The organism is Thioalkalivibrio sp. ALM2T (assembly GCF_000381505.1).
Classification (GTDB): Bacteria; Pseudomonadota; Gammaproteobacteria; order Ectothiorhodospirales; family Ectothiorhodospiraceae; genus Thioalkalivibrio; species Thioalkalivibrio versutus.
On the sequence record NZ_KB906556.1, the window covers coordinates 357,985 to 373,236 of the forward strand.

Genomic DNA, 15,252 nt, shown 5'->3' on the forward strand with positions numbered 1-15,252 from the left:
GACGCCGGCAACAGGAAATGCGCGCATTACACGCCGGGGGCGCCCCAAGATCAACAGGGCACGCCCGCGGGCGGGACTTCGCAGTGGTTGATCGGGGCGCCGGAAACGACCCGGCTCGCGTCAGTAGCGCTCGATAAACAGATCGATCGCCGGACTCAGCGCGCCGCGCCAGCGCTGCGCCAGGGACTCGTCCCAGCGCGGATCCACCTCGCGGGCCGTCTCCACCATGCAGTTCAGCCACACCCCGTACAGCTCCGGCGCGACCGGTACGCGCCCATGACGGCTATGCACCTCGGCCATCTTCTCCATGGTCGGTGCCACGAAGCTCTCGCCCTCGGCGTAACTGATCGCAGTGGAGACTGCCTGCCCGAGGGCCCGCTTCTGCTGTGACCAGTTGGTGGTCGTGAACGCCTGGGCCACCCGCTCGTCGGCGGCAAGAAAGCGTTCGTAGAAGCGATCCACGAAGTTGCCGGCCCGCCGACAACGCCCGTAGCTCTGATGGACATCGGAATAACTCATCACCATCCCTTCTGAAGATAAAAACCCAGGCTACCGGGATCGCTCCAACGACATGCTGATCCAGGTCAAACGGGGCATGTGTCCCGCGTGGTCCGCGCTGCCAGACATCGCCCTCAGGCGCTCAGGTACAGCTCCACGAACATGTCCACCGCCGGCATCAGCTGGGCTCGCCAGCGCCTCTCGAGGGCGTCGCTCCAGTGCGGATCGGTTTCGCGAACGGCCTGTATCACCGACTCCAGCCATACCGGGTACAGGGCCGGCGGAACCGGCACCCGCCCCTGCCGCCCGTGCACATGAATCATCTCGCTGACCCTCGATGCGCCCTGCGGGTCGCCAGAGGAAAAATCCAGTGCAGCCCGGATCGAGGCGTCCAGCATCACTTCCTGCTGTCGGGCACTCAACGGATCGAATCCTGCTGTCGGGCACTCAACGGATCGAAGATTCCGGAGACCTGCCCATCGGCTGCACGCAGTGCCAAGCGGAAACGTGCAAGAAACGACGCGTCGGCAGAACAACGTCGATAACTGCTTTCCACATTCGGGGGCGTCATTTCCTATCCGCGGCGAGAAACGGGCAGCAATCGTGTCATCAACCCGCCCGGCGCGTCGGAAAACCTAGCTGCCCGATATGACAATAACGGCTCGGGATCGAACAGGCGATTGGATCCGTGTTTCCCTAGCGGTCCTCCAGGACCCCAGCATATTGGAGCCCCGCAAGACGCGCCAGATCGCGGTCGAAGGTGGTCAGATCATTCGGCCCAAAGTCCTCAAGGTGCGCGTGTCCGCAGGCCCGCGCCAGGACCTGCATGAGTTCCGTTGAACCGCTCAGGAACCGCGCCAGGCGTTCGCTCCCCTCCTGCGGGTCCAGCCGGCTGCGCAGTTTCGGGTCCTGGGTCGCTACACCACTGGGGCACTGATTGGTGTGGCACATCCGCGCACTCACGCAGCCCACGGCCTGGATCGCCGAATTGGCGAGGGCAATACCATCCGCGCCGAGCGCCAGGGCCTTCACGAAGTCCGCGGGCGTACGCAGCCCACCGGTAACCAGCAGCGTCACCCGTCCAGTGGCGCCGTTGGCATCGAGAAAGCGCCGCGCCCGTGCCAGCGCCGGGATGGTAGGCACGCTGATGTGATCGCGCAGCAGGGCCGGGGCGGCGCCCGTACCACCACCTCGGCCATCCAGGATCAGGTAGTCGGCGCCAGCCTCCAGGGCAAAGGCCAGGTCCGCCTCAATGTGGTTGGCCGACAGCTTGAATCCGACCGGCACGCCACCGGTCTTCTCGCGCACCGCGTCGGCAAACCGGCGGAAATCGTCCGGACTTTGCAGATCGGCATTGGCAGCGGGTGAATGGGCATCCTGCCCCGCCTCGATCCCACGCACCCGCGCAATCTCGTCACTTACCTTGCTGCCCGGAAGAACCCCACCCACCCCGGTCTTCGCTGCTTGCCCGGCCTTGAAGTGAAACGCCTGAATCTTGTCCAGAACCTCGTCCGAATAGCCAAACCGCGCCGGTCCCAACTCGAACAGGTAGCGCGAATTCTCTGCCTGCTCGGCGTCCAGCATGCCCCCCTCGCCGGAGCAGATACCGGTCCCGGCCCGCTCGGCCCCGCGCGCCAGGGCGATCTTTGCCTCGCGCGAAAGCGCACCAAAGCTCATGTCCGACACCAGCAGCGGAATCGCCAGTTCCAGCGGGCGCTTCGCCTCGGGCCCGATCACCAGCGAGGTGCCCACGTCGGCATCTTCGTCGAGCGGGCGTGTGGCCAGTTGCGCCGCCAGGAGCTGCAGCCCGTCCCACGCGGGCAATCGATCGCGCGGGACACCCATGGCCACCGTTGTGCCATGGCGGCCCACACCCTCCAAGCCATCGCGGGCCAGGGCGTGAATCCACTCGACATGCGGTTCAACCGCGCTGTTACGGGGGCTCGGGGCCTGATCGCCCTGATCCGATGCCTCGGAATCCCCTTCCGCCGCGCTTGCTGGCTGCCCCACCGCGTCCTGATCGAACTGCGCATGCGTCCCGTCGCAGTACGGCAGATTGCCGGATTGCTTGCACTGACACAGGTACGCCTCGCCGTCCTCTTCCGCCGTGAAAACCAGCGGCTCGATGCCGGAACCCTCGTGCGACCCATCGCAGAAAGGCTGATCCTTCGAGCGCCCGCAGCGACAGAACGCATACTCCTCGCCCTTTTTCAGTTCCACTCCTCGGGGTTCCACTGCGGCGATAATCGGTTCAGCCATCGGATGCTCCTTGCGCTCGGTTTGAATCGTCCTCATCTGTGACAGCGAAAGTCGCACAAATTTCCGAATCCTCGCCGGCGCCGTATGATGACGTCATCGCATCCAGCCCCGGGGAACATCATGAGCACCGCCGACCACCGCCATACCCGCCGCGATTACACCCGCGCCGAACTTCGCCGCGGCGACCTGCACCAAAACCCGCTCAGCCTGCTGAATGACTGGCTCGAGGCCGCCCGCGAAGCCGGCAACCCGGACCCCACCGCCATGATCCTGGCCACCGCCGACGCCGACGGCCAGCCCTCCGCTCGCACCGTTCTGCTCAAGCACGTCGATCCCGAGGGCCTGGCCTGGTACACCGACTCGCGCAGCCGCAAGGGCCAGGACCTGAGTGAAAACCCGCGGGCCGCCCTGTTGTTCTACTGGCCCGAGACCGAGCGCCAGATCCGGGTCGAAGGCCCGGTCACCGCCCTCCCGGGCGACCTGGCCGATACCTACTTCCATCAGCGCCCGCGCGGAAGCCAGATTGCCGCGGCGGCCTCGACCCAGAGCCACCCAGTCGCAGACCGCGAGGAACTCGAGCAGCGCGTGCGCTCGCTGGAGCAGCAATACCCGGAAGGCGACATTCCGCGCGACGCCGCATGGATCGGCTATCGCCTGCACCCCGAACTGTTCGAATTCTGGCAGGGCCGCCCCAATCGGCTGCACGACCGGTTCCAATACCACCGCGCGGGCAGCGACTGGGAAATCACCCGCCTGATGCCTTAGAGAGACGCTGATCCGCGCTTCCCCGGCCCGGCTACCGCTCGGCCAACCGAATCTGCTAGGATTCGCTCCGTCGTGGCGGTTCGACCCCGCATGACAAGAAGATTCGGAGAGGTGCCGGAGTGGTCGAACGGGGCGGTCTCGAAAACCGTTGTACTCTCGCGAGTACCGAGGGTTCGAATCCCTCCCTCTCCGCCAGATTCAAGCAAGGGGGCCCCAGTGGCCCCTTTTGCACGTCTGGCCCCCAGGGTATCGGGATTCGAACCCGAGGAATCAGAACAGATGGTTCGACCGGTGGCGCGTAGCGGCACCGGAACGCCGCAGCGTAGCGAAGGCGGCCCGAAGGGCGAGGCACGCAGTGCCGAGTAATCCCTCCCTCTCCGCCAGATTCAAGCAAGGGGGCCCGAGCGGCCCCTTTCGCATGTCTGGCCTCTGCGGTTTCGGGGTTCGAATCCGAGGAATCAAAAACAATGGTTCAACTGGCAGTGCGCAGCGATACCAGCACGTCACCGCAGGCGACAACCCGAAGGGCGAGGCGCAACACGCCGAGTAATCGCTCCCGCTCCGCCAGATTCCGCAAGCGTCTCTCATGTCACATGCGACCGTCTCACAGACACAAAAAAAGCGGCCCGGTTTCCCGAGGCCGCTTTCTTGTTATCCAAAGCTGGTGGGCGGTACTAGGTTCGAACTAGTGACCCCTGCCGTGTGAAGGCAGTGCTCTACCGCTGAGCTAACCGCCCGGAGCGCGGACAAGATTAGGGTTCAAGCGAGCGAACGTCAAGCGTTGCATGCCGAATATCCCGCTCACATCGACCCCTTCGCCGGGCGAGCCGGCGCCGCCCCCGGTTGCCAGCCCGTCCCCCTTGCCAGACAATGCCCAGCCTCGGAGAGGTGGCAGAGTGGTCGATTGCACCGGTCTTGAAAACCGGCAGGGGTGAAAGCCCCTCGAGGGTTCGACAAAGCGGCGCAGCCGCCGCAGGACGTTGCCGCCAGGCAACGCCCGAAGGGTGAGGACCGCAGGTCCGAATCTATCCCTCCCTCTCGTGGCCGCGAGGCCACACGGGCCACCCCCGGTTGCCAGCCCGCCCCCCTTGCCAGACAATGCCCAGCCTCGGAGAGGTGGCAGAGTGGTCGATTGCACCGGTCTTGAAAACCGGCAGGGGTGAAAGCCCCTCGAGGGTTCGAATCCCTCCCTCTCCGCCAAAATAAGCAAAGGGCCGGGGAGCCCCATTCGCATATCTGGCCCCGAGGTATCGGGATTCGAACTCGAGGAATCAACAACGATGGTTTGACTGGCAGCGCGCAGCGATGCCAGAGCGTCACCGCAGGTGACGACCCGAAGGGCGAGGCGCAACGCGCCGAGTAATCCCTCCCTCTCCGCCATTTCCAGCCTCCGTGCCGCAGTCATCTCACAGCTCCGCCAGACGAATCCCCTTCGCAGCTTCCTCCCAATACATAGCCGATATGGTATGCGTCATATAGAACAAGTTAGATAGAAGAAAATGGACTGACCGCCTATAATCTGGCGCTACTTTCGCGACTGCGCCCGTGCATCCGACCGGGCCCAGCACCGGCTGCCAGTATTGTGACGACGGCCCTGGCAAGCCCCGGCCCGGACTGCCCTTGGGCCCATTGCATCGGTTCCGGCCGTCGTCAACCCTCACGAACTGGCCAAGCGAGCGACCCGATGAATTCGATTCTGCTGCGAGTGTTCCCCTTCCTCAGCTGGCGCCCGACGAAGCAAACCCTCAACGCGGACCTCATCGCCGGGATCTCGGTCGCCCTGGTCCTGATCCCGCAGTCCATGGCCTATGCCCAGCTGGCCGGGCTGCCGCCGGTGTACGGGCTTTACGCCTCCCTGCTGCCCGTCATGGTCGCCGCGCTGTGGGGTTCATCGAACCAGCTCGCCACCGGCCCGGTCGCCGTGGTCTCGCTACTTACCGCCTCGGCGCTGATACCGCTGGCCGCCGAAGGCTCTTCCGAATTTGTCATGCTGGCCATTGCCCTGGCATTCATCGTGGGCCTGGTCCAGTTGATGCTGGGGTTGTTCAAGCTTGGCGCGCTGGTCAGCTTTATCTCGCATCCGGTCATCGTCGGCTTCACCAATGCCGCGGCCATCATCATCGCCCTGTCGCAGCTGAACAAGATCCTCGGCGTCCCGATTGATACCAGCGGTCACTTCATGCTGGGCCTCTGGGGCGTGATGACGGAATTGGGTAGCGTCCACTGGCCCACGCTGGCGTTCGGCGTCGGCGCCATTGGCCTGATGGTGCTGATGAAACGGTTCGTGCCGAAGATCCCGGGGGTACTGGTCGCCGTGGTCGTGGCGATCCTGGTGAGCTGGGCAATCGGCTACGAGCAGAAGGCCGAGACGGCCCTTCAGCAGATCGCCCCGGCCCAGGTTCTTACTCTCGCGCAGTCCATCGAGAGCGATGGCAGGCGCCTCGCCGATCTCGACGAGCAGATCCGCCGGCTGGAAGCAGAGCTTCAGGAACAGGAGGGCGCCGAGGCCGTGCGCCTGCGTCACGAGGCCGACCAGCTGCGTCTGCAGCGCGATGAACTGCGCCCCGAACTTGCCGGCATGCGCGAGGAGATCCGCGACATCACGCTGCGTCGCGTCCCCGGTGAGAACGACCAGCCTGCGCGGTTCATTGCAGACGATCACCTGACCGATGCCGAACGTGCACGCGCCGATCGCGCCGCATGGCGTATCGAACGGGTCGGTGAAGATACCGTGCATCTGAATGGCGGTGGCGCCGTGGTGGGCAATGTGCCCCAGGGCCTCCCCGGGTTCTCGATCCCGGATATCACCTTTGGCACCTTCACCACGCTGCTAACCACCGCCTTCGTCATCGCGCTGGTGGGCTTCACCGAGGCCATCGCGATCGCCAAGGCCATGGCGGCACGGACCGGCCAGCGCCTGGACCCCAGCAAGGAGTTGATGGGTCAGGGTCTGGCGAACATCGCCGGCGGCTTCACCCAGGGCTACCCGGTCAGCGGCTCGTTCTCGCGATCAGCGGTCAACCTGAATTCGGGCGCCAAGACCGGCCTCTCTTCGGTCTTTACTGCGGTACTCATCGGCCTGGCCCTGCTGTTCCTGACGCCGCTGATCTATCACCTGCCGCAGGCGGTCCTCGCTGCCATCATCATGATGGCGGTTGCCGGGCTCGTGAACTTCAAGGCCATCAAGCACGCCTGGGTGGCCAACAAGCACGATGGCGCTGCCGCGATCGTGACCTTCGTTGCGACCCTCGCAATGGCTCCGAACCTGGACTACGGCATCCTCACCGGTGCCGGTCTGGCCATCGTGCTGTATCTGTACCGGACCATGAAGCCGCGTGTCTCGGAACTGGCACGCTACGAGGACGGTACCCTGCGCGAGGCCCAGCGCTACGGCCTGGAGACCAACGAGAAGGTCGGCATCATGCGCTTCGATGGGTCGTTGTACTTCGCCAACGTGCCCTACTTCGAAGATGCCGTACTGGACCTGCTGGCCCGCCACCCACAATCCAAATATCTGATCGTCGTCGGCAAGGGCATCAATGAGATCGACGCCTCCGGCGAAGAGGTCATCCATCAACTGGTCCACCGCCTCAAGGCGCGCGGCATCACGCTCGTGTTCGCCGGCGTCAAGGCCCAGATCATGGAGGTCATGCAGCGCACGGGGCTGGACGACATCATCGGCAAGGACAACATCTTCAAGTCCACCGACCATGCGGTGAAGACCATCTCGGAAAAGGTCGGCGAGCCGATCAAGTAACCCGCGCCGGGCCGATCACCGCGTGATCGGCCCGCATGCCCTGAAACCGCAAGGGAAACGCTGCAACCGGGAACGCTTGTCGCTACACTGTGCTTGTTTCGAATCCAATGAGGAGTTGACCCGTGTCCCGAGACCAGATCGTCCGCTCGAGTCGCAATCCGTCCAGCACTGGTTCCATCAGCGAGACCATCTCCACCAACAAGGTGATCCGGCAGACCTACATGCTGCTGTCGCTCACCCTGGCGTTCAGCGCGATCACCGCGTTCATCGCCATGGCGGTCAACGCACCGCCGGTGCACTGGATCATCATGCTGGGGGTGCTGATCGGCGGCCCGTTCGCCATCCATGCCGCGCGCAACTCGGCGCTGGGTATTGTGCTGACCTTCGCCTTCACCGGCGTGCTGGGCTTCTTCCTCGGCCCGATCCTGAGCATGTACCTGGGTCTGCCGAACGGGCCACAGATCGTCGGCAACGCCTTCGCCGCCACTGCGGTCGCGTTTGTCACGCTGTCCGGCTACGCCCTGGCCACCAAGAAGGACTTCAGCTTCCTCGGCGGCTTCCTGGTCGTCGGCCTGATCGTCGCGCTGCTGGCCATCGTCGCCAACCTGTTCCTGGCGATCCCGGCCCTGTCGCTGGCCATCTCGGCCGCGGTTGTCCTGCTGCTGTCGGCAGCCATCCTGTTCGACACCAGCCGGATGATTCACGACCCCGAGGCCAACTACATCGTGATGACGGTCTCGCTGTACGCGAACCTCTATGTGATGTTCCTGCACCTGCTGAACCTGTTCCACGCCTTCATGGGCGACAACTAGGGTTCCGCGCTGCACAGCAGGAATGCGTTCCAGGGCCCCGCACAGCGGGGCCCTTTTCATTGGACACCCTCTTCATTGAATACGGATACACGCCGATCATGAGCCACCTTCAACGCGGCGTCTTTCTCGATCTCGCCACGGTCGACCGCGACGATCTTGACCTGACCGAACTCCGGGCCAGCCTTCCCGAGTGGTCCTTCCACGAGCACACCGAGGCAGATCAGCGGCTGGGCCGGATCGGCGATGCCGAGGTGATCGTCACCAACAAGGTCGAGCTGGATGCAGAGGTACTGGCCGCCGCACCCCGCCTGCGACTCGTCTGCGCCGCCGCCACCGGAACCAACAATATCGACGTGGAGGCGGCCCGTCGCCTGGGTATCGTCGTCAGCAATGCGCGCGACTACGCCACCGACTCCGTGGTGCAGCACGTCTTCGCCCTGCTGCTGACGCTGGTCACCCAACTGGACGCCTACCGCGCGGACATTCGTGCCGGTCGCTGGAGCGCCTCCGATCAGTTCTGTCTCCTCGACCACCCCATCGGCACGGTGGCCGGAATGCGCCTCGGCATCATCGGCTGGGGCGTACTGGGCCGGGCCACCGCGCGCGTCGCCGAGGCCTTTGGCATGGAGGTGCTGGTCGCCGAGAGCCTGAAAACGGACCGCGCAGCACAAGAGGATCGCGTGCCGCTGGAACGGTTGCTGGGACAATGCGACGTCATCAGCCTGCACTGCCCCCTGACCGCGACGACCCGGCACCTCATCGATGATGCCGCCCTGCGCCAGATACGTCCGGGGGGCCTGCTGCTGAACACGGCCCGGGGTGGCCTGGTCGATCCCGAGGCCCTGGCCAGGCACCTGCGCAGCGGACATCTCGGCGGCGCCGGCATCGACGTACTGGAACCGGAACCCCCACCGGCGGATCACCCCCTGCTGGCCGACGATATCCCCAACCTCGTCCTCACGCCCCACACCGCCTGGGCCGCGCGAACCGCCCGGCAGCGGGTGATCGACGAGGTCACGGCCAATATCCACGGCTACGCGAGTGACCAGCCGCGCAACCTGGTGGAGTAACCCACATGGATTCGGAAGCCCTGCAAAAGCGCATCGAGGATCTGGAGATCCGCCTGGCCCATCAGGAATACACCCAGGAGGAGCAGGCCCGCGTACAACTGGAGCTGCAACAGACCAACGCCGAGCTGCGTCAGCAGGTCCAGTGGCTGCGCGATCGCATGCGCGACCTCGAGGAGCACGGCGGCGGGCCGGAGGGCGCCGAACCACCGCCGCCGCACTACTGACGCCCATGCCACTCACCGTACGCGCGGCCCCCGGCCACGAAGCCGCCGCCAACGCACTGCGCCAGGCCTTGGCGGCGCGCGGCTATGCACATGCCGGGGACGCCGAGCTAGTGCTGGAGACGGGAGACCGCGGGCTCGAACTGATCCGCGAGGACGTACACCCGCCGCTGCGACTCCAGCTGGACTTTGCCGCCGGGCGCCAGGGCTATCGCCTCGCCCATGCCGGGCACCAGCGCGAGGGCCTGATCCGCGCCTTGGGCAGGCTCCCGCGTGACGGTCATGTGCTGGATGCCTCCGCCGGTCTGGGCCGCGACACCCTCCTGCTAGCCGCGCACGGCTTCCGGGTCACGGCCTGGGAACGGCATCCCGTGGTGTACCACCTGCTCGCCGACGCGCTGGAACGCGCGGCGGCCAGCCCGGAACTCGCGCCCATCATCGGCCGCATCACCCTGCACGAGGGGAAGGCCGATCCAGCGCATCTCGCCGTCCCGGCAATGGCCGCGGTCTTCGATCCCATGTTCCCGGAACGGGCCAAGCGGGCCGCGGTGAAAAAGGACATGCAGCTGATGCAGGCGCTGATGCCCGAGGCGGCCGACCCCGACGCAGAGCAAACCCTGGCCACCCTGCGCCAGAACGTGGAACGTCGCGTCATCGTCAAGCGCCCGCTGCATGCCCCCGCCCTCGGTCCCGACTCGCCCCAGGCGAGCATCAAGGGCAAGAGCGTGCGCTTTGACCTCTACCCTGCCATCACCCTCGCGAAGATGGAGGACGGCTGAATCAGACCGTCCAGGCCGGACGCGGTTTTCCGCGTCCGCAGAGACACCCGCATACCGAGTTGGCGCCTCCCGGAACCACGCCACCTCTGGGGCCCTGTGAAAGAGCCGGGGCCGCTTGGGAGGTGACCTTCACGGCCTGCCCAGGATCAGTTGGTCATCCCCGGCGAAGCGATAGTCGGGGATGGGCAGGTTGCGCCGGGCCGATTGATCCGCATATACGCGGCCGGCGCCGTCGTAACGTCCGCCCCGGCAGCGGTCGACAAAGCCACCGCTCCAGCCGTCGGCCTCGTCCGGGTGGACCAGGTCCAGCTCGCAACCCAGATCCGCACTTTCGCCGATCACCACCAGCCACTCGGGCCGGAAGCTGCGCAATGGCCGATCCAGCCCGTCCGGTTGCTGGCCGCGGCGGGCCTCCGGGTCGACCAGCTCGTCATCACCTGCCAGGGCGGCCTGCCACGCGGCATCGCGATGGACCACAAGCACGTGGCGGCTACCGTGAATCACACGCAGGGCCTCGCCCGGGGCAATCTCGGCAAGATCCACCCGCAGCGTCTCGCCACGGGTATCGCCCGGTCCGGAAAAGGCGTACCGGAGCATCACCCCAACCAGCAGCAGGGCGGCCCCGAGAACCATCAATTTGATCAGGGCGCGGATGCGTACCCGAGTCAGCGAGTCGTTTGCTGCGTGCACCTGGTATCCCTGTTCACGTCCGGAAGCCCCCGGACCACTCGTCGAAATCGCTTTGCCTGAGACGGACGCACGCCGAGGGAAATACTGATGAATGTACACCCTCGCGCGCGAGTCGCTTTTGCGTGCGAACAAGGCGCGGTGAGCGAAGTGTAGCCGAGCTACATAAGCGAGCCGCAACACTGGGCGCACGCAAAAGCCGCCGAGCCCCTGCATTCAATGGTTTACGGGGATGACACCCCGGGTTCCCCGATCCTGCGCTGCGCCCCTTGCGGGTAGAGCCACTACCCGCAAGGGGCGCGCCTTGTCTCGGAGAACCTGGGCTGCCAACGCGAGTGTGTACATTCATCAGTATTTCCCTAGACTATGCAGCATGAATGAACCCAAACGCTCCAGTCGCACCTACGTCGGCCTGTACAACGACATGTACGCCGGCATGACCCCCATCGGCAATTTCATCCGCGATGCCTGGGTATTCGGCATCCTCCCGGAGGACGAAACCTGCGATGGCTGGGATGTCTCGCGCATCCAGATGCTGCATGACCAGGTCAACGCCGAGTGGGACAAATACAGCCTGCGCATCAGCAACCTCCCGCCCGAGCTGCGCGAGCGCCATGAGCGCATCCATAACGAAGCCATCGAGCGCGCCCGCGAGCACGGCTGGGTCGCCGGCCAGGACATCGACAGCGAGATGGGCGACGACGCCTGATGGGGGCCAGCGAACCGCTGATTCGCCCCCTTGTTATCATCGCTGCGCTGCTGGCAGGGATTGCCGTCGTCCTCGGCGCCTTCGGCGCCCACGCCCTGCAGGAACGCCTGACGGAACAGGCCCTCGCGACCTGGCATACCGGCGTCCAATATCACTTCATCCATGCCCTGGCCCTGCTGCTGGTCGCGGCGTTGTGGGCCCACCTGGCCAACGGCTGGGCCGCTGCCAGTGCTGTGGCGTTCGTGATCGGCATCCTGCTGTTCTCTGGGAGCCTGTATGCCCTGGCACTCGGCGCACCCCGTATCCTCGGCGCGATTGCACCGCTGGGCGGCACCGCGTTTATCCTCGGCTGGGCCGGGTTGGCCATTGCCGCCTGGCGCGGCTGACCTATAATCGCGGCGCAGCCAACCCTACTCTTCCCGACCGTATCGAGATCCCCATGAGCCAGACCTCCTTCGCCGTATTCGCCGAAAACACCCTGGACGACATCCAGACCCGCCTCACCGAGCAAAGCGCGCTGGACGACCTGGACATTGACCTGATCGACGGCGTGATGACGATCGAATTCGACGATGGCGCCCAGTTGATCCTGAACCGCCAGGAGGCCGCACAGCAGATCTGGCTCTCCTCGCCCGAAGGACCGGCCCATTTCGGCTATTCCGACGAGGAAGGCACCTGGATCGACGATCGCAACGGTGAAGAGCTGCACGCGACCCTGGTGCGGGTCATCGAGCAGAAACTAGGCGTACCCGTCGAGCTCTGATCCGGCGACCAGAGGTCGCTGTCAGTCGCCCTTGCCGGCACCCTTCTTCGAATCGTCTGGGCCCGCGGCCTCGCGTTCCTCCTGCGTTGCGGGCGCCTCTTCCAGCGCCCGCAGATGCGCCTCGACCTCGGCCAGTACCGGGTGGGGCTTGTCCTGTTCCAGCGCCATATCGATCGCCTTGAGCGCCTCCACCGCCTCCGCATCGCCGCGCAGCGGCATGCGCGCGACTCCCAGCGCCAGCATGCGGAACTGGCGGAACACCAGGTAGCTGAGCGTCGCCACCACCAGGGCGGCCCACACGTTGTCCTGGAACCAAAGCCATACCGCCGCCCCGTAGCCCCCGAAGGTCAGCGCGAAGATTCCCAGCGCCACGCGGTGGGAACGAGCAACGATGCCTTCCAGCACTTCACGGTTGCGGATTACGAAGTCACGGTCGAAATGCAAAGGGATGATTCCTTGAGTCAGCGGCGTGGTCAGGGGCGCGGCGGCTGCTGGGCACGCCAGCGTTCAAAGGTCGGATAATCCTCGTAGCCACGGGTCAGGACAAAGTCCAGCACGTTGCGCAGCCGATTCTGGTGGACGACCGAATCGATGCGGATAATCTCTTCGCCTCGCTCGTCGAAGAAAATGAGCGTGGGCGCCCAGTGCACACCCAGTTCCGCGGCCCAGTCTTTCGCGTTAGTGCGGTCGCCACCCGGCGTCAGCACCGGCGTATCGGCATCGTCGGCATCCAGCTGCACCGCATCCATCAGGGCGATGCGCTCCAGCACTTCGTCCTGCTGCAGCGGCTCGGAGTGCATGATATCGCAGGCATGGCAGGCCTCGCGCTCAAAGAACACCACCAGTGGGCGTTCAGCGGGGATCCGGCTCCGATCCAGCGCATACGGCTGGTTGATGAAGAACTCCCGCTGGTTGATGTCGTCGAGATCGAACTTTGGCGGTGGGTCGGCACGCTCCAGATAGTCGCGAAAACTCTCCTCGCGGTCATGCCGGTCAATCACGTATTCCAGCAGCGCGCGGAACCGGTATGGCGGGTAGTAACCGCGCATCTGATGGATGCGCTCGCCGTCCTCGTCGTAAAAGGCAATCGAGGGCGTAAAATTCAGCCGTTGTTCGGCGGCGTAGCGCCGTTCAAGCCAGGTCTCGCCGTCCATGTCCGTGACTTCACGCGTGCCCAGCGCGTCGATGGCCACCACGTTGAAGTGTGACGCCAGGTACTCGCGGATATCGTCCTGTGCGAAGTTCTTGTCGAACAGCGCCTCGCAATAGGGGCAGTCATCCATGCCGAAGTAGATGGCCAGCCCCATCTTTCCCTGCTCCACCGCGTCTTCCAGGTCCTCGCGCAGGTCGAGGAAGCTCAGCTCGAACCAGTCGGGCGTATGCAGCCCAATCGGGCGCGGGGTGTCATCGAACACGATCCCCTCGTCGGATTCGACGGATTCGTCCGCCACAGAGGCGGTTGCGAACAACACCACCATGCCAACCAGCGAGACGCTCGCCAGCCAACCAAACCAACTCTTCCTGCCAAGGGCGTTATTCACGTCGAGAAGACTCCCGGTGGATCTCCTATTCGGACGGTGGCTCCATCACCGAGGTTCCCCCGAGATACGGGCGCAGTTTTTCCGGGATGCGGATCGAGCCGTCCGCCTGCTGGTGATTCTCCAGCAATGCGACCAGGGCCCGACCGACCGCAACCCCGGAGCCGTTGATGGTATGCACCAGCTCCGGGCGTTCGCCCGCCTTCGGTCGGAAGCGCGCCTGCATGCGGCGCGCCTGGAAGGCCTGGAAGTTGGAGCACGAGGAGATCTCGCGGTAGGCATCCTGGGCCGGCAGCCAGACTTCCAGGTCATAGGTGCGCGCCGCGGCAAAGCCCATGTCCCCGGCGCTCAAGAGCATCACGCGGTACGGCAGTTCCAGCGCCTGCAAGACCCGCTCGGCATGCCCCAGGAGTTCCTCCAGCGCGGCATCCGAGCTCTCCGGCTGCACGATCTGCACCAGCTCCACCTTCTCGAACTGGTGCTGCCGGATCAGGCCGCGCACGTCGCGCCCATAGCTGCCCGCCTCGGAACGAAAACACGGGGTGTGGGCCACCATCTTCAGCGGCAAGGCCTCGGCATCGAGGATCTGCTCGCGCACCAGGTTGGTCAGGGTGACCTCGGCGGTGGGGATCAGACGGTAGCGCTGGTCACAGTCGACCGAGAACAAGTCATCGTCGAACTTCGGCAACTGCCCCGTCCCTTCCAGCGACTCGGGATTGGCCAGGTAGGGGACGTAGGTCTCCTGGTAACCATGCTCGCCAGTGTGCAGATCCAGCATGAACTGGGTCAGTGCCCGGTGCAGGCGCGCCATCTGACCGCGCATCACCACGAAACGCGAACCGGCCACCCGCACCGCGGCCTCGAAGTCCAGCCAGCCACCGGGCAGGCCCAGGTCCACGTGATCGCGCGGCGTGAAATCGAAGGTCCGCGGGATCCCCTCGCGGCGGACCTCGACGTTGTCTTTTTCGTCCAGTCCGTCGGGCACGTCCGCCTGCGGCAGATTCGGGAGCTGCATCAGCATCGCATCCAGCTCCTGCTGGACCCCGTGCAGATCGGTCTCGCACTGCTTGAGCTCGTCGCCCAGACGCCCGACCTCGGCCTTCAGCGGCTCGATGTCCTCGCCCCGCGCCTTCGCCTGCCCGATACCCTTGGAGCGGGTGTTGCGGTCGGCCTGCAGCTCCTGGGTGCGCATCTGCAACGCCTTGCGCCGGGCCTCCAGGGCCTTGAAGCGTTCGCGGTCCAGGGTATAGCCACGGCGTTCCAGAGCGGTGGCAGTCGCATCCAGGTCCTGGCGCAGGCTGTGGATATCAAGCATGACGGATTTCCGGCAAGGGGTGGAAAGAACGACGGGGAAGTCTACGGTTGCCGCCCCGTGGCGTCCACGGTCGCGGCCA

Annotated in this window: 16 protein-coding genes, 4 tRNA genes and 1 other RNA gene; 13 read left to right on the plus strand and 8 right to left on the minus strand. The window is 65.2% G+C overall.

What is annotated here, in order from left to right; genetic code table 11:
• Positions 1-120: 120 nt before the first annotated feature.
• The 3 genes from F816_RS0101620 to F816_RS0101630 form a co-directional block, all read right to left on the minus strand.
• Complete coding sequence (locus F816_RS0101620; RefSeq protein WP_019593256.1) at positions 121-519, minus strand: globin; 399 nt, start codon at positions 517-519, stop codon at positions 121-123.
• A gap of 113 nt (positions 520-632) precedes the next feature.
• Positions 633-920, minus strand: a complete 288-nt coding sequence (locus F816_RS13960; RefSeq protein ID WP_155998478.1) for a globin — start codon at positions 918-920, stop codon at positions 633-635.
• Between the two features lie 274 nt (positions 921-1,194).
• Positions 1,195-2,757 (minus strand): glutamate synthase-related protein, encoded by a 1,563-nt coding sequence (locus tag F816_RS0101630; protein WP_019593258.1) that lies wholly within the window; start codon positions 2,755-2,757, stop codon positions 1,195-1,197.
• 120 nt (positions 2,758-2,877) lie between these two features.
• Between F816_RS0101630 and pdxH the strand changes: the two genes are divergently transcribed.
• Together pdxH and F816_RS0101640 are read left to right on the plus strand one after the other, a co-directional pair.
• Positions 2,878-3,522 (plus strand): pyridoxamine 5'-phosphate oxidase, encoded by a 645-nt coding sequence (gene pdxH, locus F816_RS0101635; RefSeq protein ID WP_019593259.1) that lies wholly within the window; start codon positions 2,878-2,880, stop codon positions 3,520-3,522.
• A 105-nt stretch (positions 3,523-3,627) separates the two neighbouring features.
• A tRNA-Ser gene (locus F816_RS0101640) sits at positions 3,628-3,717 on the plus strand.
• A 467-nt stretch (positions 3,718-4,184) separates the two neighbouring features.
• Here the strand turns inward: F816_RS0101640 and F816_RS0101645 are convergent.
• Positions 4,185-4,259 (minus strand) — tRNA-Val (locus F816_RS0101645).
• A gap of 145 nt (positions 4,260-4,404) precedes the next feature.
• On the opposite strand from F816_RS0101645, the gene F816_RS14815 reads away from it, so the two are divergent.
• The 8 genes from F816_RS14815 to F816_RS0101675 all read left to right on the plus strand — a co-directional run bounded on the left by F816_RS14815 (position 4,405) and on the right by F816_RS0101675 (position 10,161).
• Positions 4,405-4,564, plus strand: a tRNA-Ser gene (locus F816_RS14815).
• Positions 4,565-4,632: 68 nt separating this feature from the next.
• Positions 4,633-4,722 (plus strand) — tRNA-Ser (locus tag F816_RS0101650).
• Between the two features lie 49 nt (positions 4,723-4,771).
• Positions 4,772-4,902, plus strand: a non-coding RNA gene (locus F816_RS14275) — RtT sRNA.
• A gap of 304 nt (positions 4,903-5,206) precedes the next feature.
• Entirely contained in the window at positions 5,207-7,279 is a 2,073-nt protein-coding gene (locus F816_RS0101655) for a SulP family inorganic anion transporter (RefSeq protein ID WP_019593260.1), read from the plus strand.
• Positions 7,280-7,401: 122 nt separating this feature from the next.
• Positions 7,402-8,091 (plus strand): Bax inhibitor-1/YccA family protein, encoded by a 690-nt coding sequence (locus F816_RS0101660; protein ID WP_018145549.1) that lies wholly within the window; start codon positions 7,402-7,404, stop codon positions 8,089-8,091.
• A 98-nt stretch (positions 8,092-8,189) separates the two neighbouring features.
• Positions 8,190-9,161 carry a D-2-hydroxyacid dehydrogenase gene (locus F816_RS0101665; protein ID WP_019593261.1) on the plus strand — a complete coding sequence of 324 codons (972 nt, stop codon included), beginning with the start codon at positions 8,190-8,192 and terminating at the stop codon, positions 9,159-9,161.
• A gap of 5 nt (positions 9,162-9,166) precedes the next feature.
• Positions 9,167-9,385, plus strand: a complete 219-nt coding sequence (locus F816_RS0101670) for a SlyX family protein (RefSeq protein WP_019593262.1) — start codon at positions 9,167-9,169, stop codon at positions 9,383-9,385.
• A gap of 5 nt (positions 9,386-9,390) precedes the next feature.
• On the plus strand, positions 9,391-10,161 hold the full coding sequence (locus F816_RS0101675) for a class I SAM-dependent methyltransferase (protein ID WP_019593263.1): 771 nt from the start codon (positions 9,391-9,393) through the stop codon (positions 10,159-10,161).
• 129 nt (positions 10,162-10,290) lie between these two features.
• On the opposite strand, the gene F816_RS0101680 is transcribed toward F816_RS0101675, so the two are convergent.
• Positions 10,291-10,851, minus strand: a complete 561-nt coding sequence (locus tag F816_RS0101680) for a hypothetical protein (RefSeq protein ID WP_019593264.1) — start codon at positions 10,849-10,851, stop codon at positions 10,291-10,293.
• A 370-nt stretch (positions 10,852-11,221) separates the two neighbouring features.
• Between F816_RS0101680 and F816_RS0101685 the strand changes: the two genes are divergently transcribed.
• From F816_RS0101685 to cyaY, 3 genes are read left to right on the plus strand one after another with little or no spacing between them, the layout of a single operon-like run.
• A complete protein-coding gene (locus F816_RS0101685; protein WP_018145544.1) occupies positions 11,222-11,557 on the plus strand; it encodes a hypothetical protein in 336 nt (111 codons plus the stop codon).
• Positions 11,557-11,943, plus strand: coding sequence for a DUF423 domain-containing protein (locus F816_RS0101690; RefSeq protein ID WP_019593265.1), 387 nt, complete (start codon positions 11,557-11,559; stop codon positions 11,941-11,943). Before F816_RS0101685 ends, F816_RS0101690 begins: the two co-directional genes overlap by 1 nt.
• Positions 11,944-11,996: 53 nt before the next feature.
• Positions 11,997-12,320 (plus strand): iron donor protein CyaY, encoded by a 324-nt coding sequence (gene cyaY / locus F816_RS0101695; protein WP_019593266.1) that lies wholly within the window; start codon positions 11,997-11,999, stop codon positions 12,318-12,320.
• Positions 12,321-12,341: 21 nt separating this feature from the next.
• Here the strand turns inward: cyaY and F816_RS0101700 are convergent, their stop codons facing one another.
• From F816_RS0101700 to serS, 3 genes are all read right to left on the minus strand, one after another.
• A complete protein-coding gene (locus F816_RS0101700) occupies positions 12,342-12,764 on the minus strand; it encodes a hypothetical protein (RefSeq protein ID WP_018169893.1) in 423 nt (140 codons plus the stop codon).
• Between the two features lie 29 nt (positions 12,765-12,793).
• Positions 12,794-13,798, minus strand: coding sequence for a thioredoxin fold domain-containing protein (locus F816_RS0101705; RefSeq protein ID WP_019593267.1), 1,005 nt, complete (start codon positions 13,796-13,798; stop codon positions 12,794-12,796).
• An 88-nt stretch (positions 13,799-13,886) separates the two neighbouring features.
• On the minus strand, positions 13,887-15,173 hold the full coding sequence (gene serS, locus F816_RS0101710) for a serine--tRNA ligase (RefSeq protein WP_019593268.1): 1,287 nt from the start codon (positions 15,171-15,173) through the stop codon (positions 13,887-13,889).
• Positions 15,174-15,252: the final 79 nt, after the last annotated feature.

Coding starts and splice junctions, on each gene's coding strand:
- F816_RS0101620 (WP_019593256.1), bottom strand. CDS start 519: ATGAGTTATTCCGATGTCCATCAGAGCTACGGGCGTTGTCGGCGGGCC.
- F816_RS0101630 (WP_019593258.1), bottom strand. CDS start 2,757: ATGGCTGAACCGATTATCGCCGCAGTGGAACCCCGAGGAGTGGAACTG.
- pdxH (WP_019593259.1), top strand. CDS start 2,878: ATGAGCACCGCCGACCACCGCCATACCCGCCGCGATTACACCCGCGCC.
- F816_RS0101655 (WP_019593260.1), top strand. CDS start 5,207: ATGAATTCGATTCTGCTGCGAGTGTTCCCCTTCCTCAGCTGGCGCCCG.
- F816_RS0101665 (WP_019593261.1), top strand. CDS start 8,190: ATGAGCCACCTTCAACGCGGCGTCTTTCTCGATCTCGCCACGGTCGAC.
- F816_RS0101670 (WP_019593262.1), top strand. CDS start 9,167: ATGGATTCGGAAGCCCTGCAAAAGCGCATCGAGGATCTGGAGATCCGC.
- F816_RS0101675 (WP_019593263.1), top strand. CDS start 9,391: ATGCCACTCACCGTACGCGCGGCCCCCGGCCACGAAGCCGCCGCCAAC.
- F816_RS0101685 (WP_018145544.1), top strand. CDS start 11,222: ATGAATGAACCCAAACGCTCCAGTCGCACCTACGTCGGCCTGTACAAC.
- F816_RS0101690 (WP_019593265.1), top strand. CDS start 11,557: ATGGGGGCCAGCGAACCGCTGATTCGCCCCCTTGTTATCATCGCTGCG.
- cyaY (WP_019593266.1), top strand. CDS start 11,997: ATGAGCCAGACCTCCTTCGCCGTATTCGCCGAAAACACCCTGGACGAC.
- F816_RS0101705 (WP_019593267.1), bottom strand. CDS start 13,798: ATGGTGGTGTTGTTCGCAACCGCCTCTGTGGCGGACGAATCCGTCGAA.
- serS (WP_019593268.1), bottom strand. CDS start 15,173: ATGCTTGATATCCACAGCCTGCGCCAGGACCTGGATGCGACTGCCACC.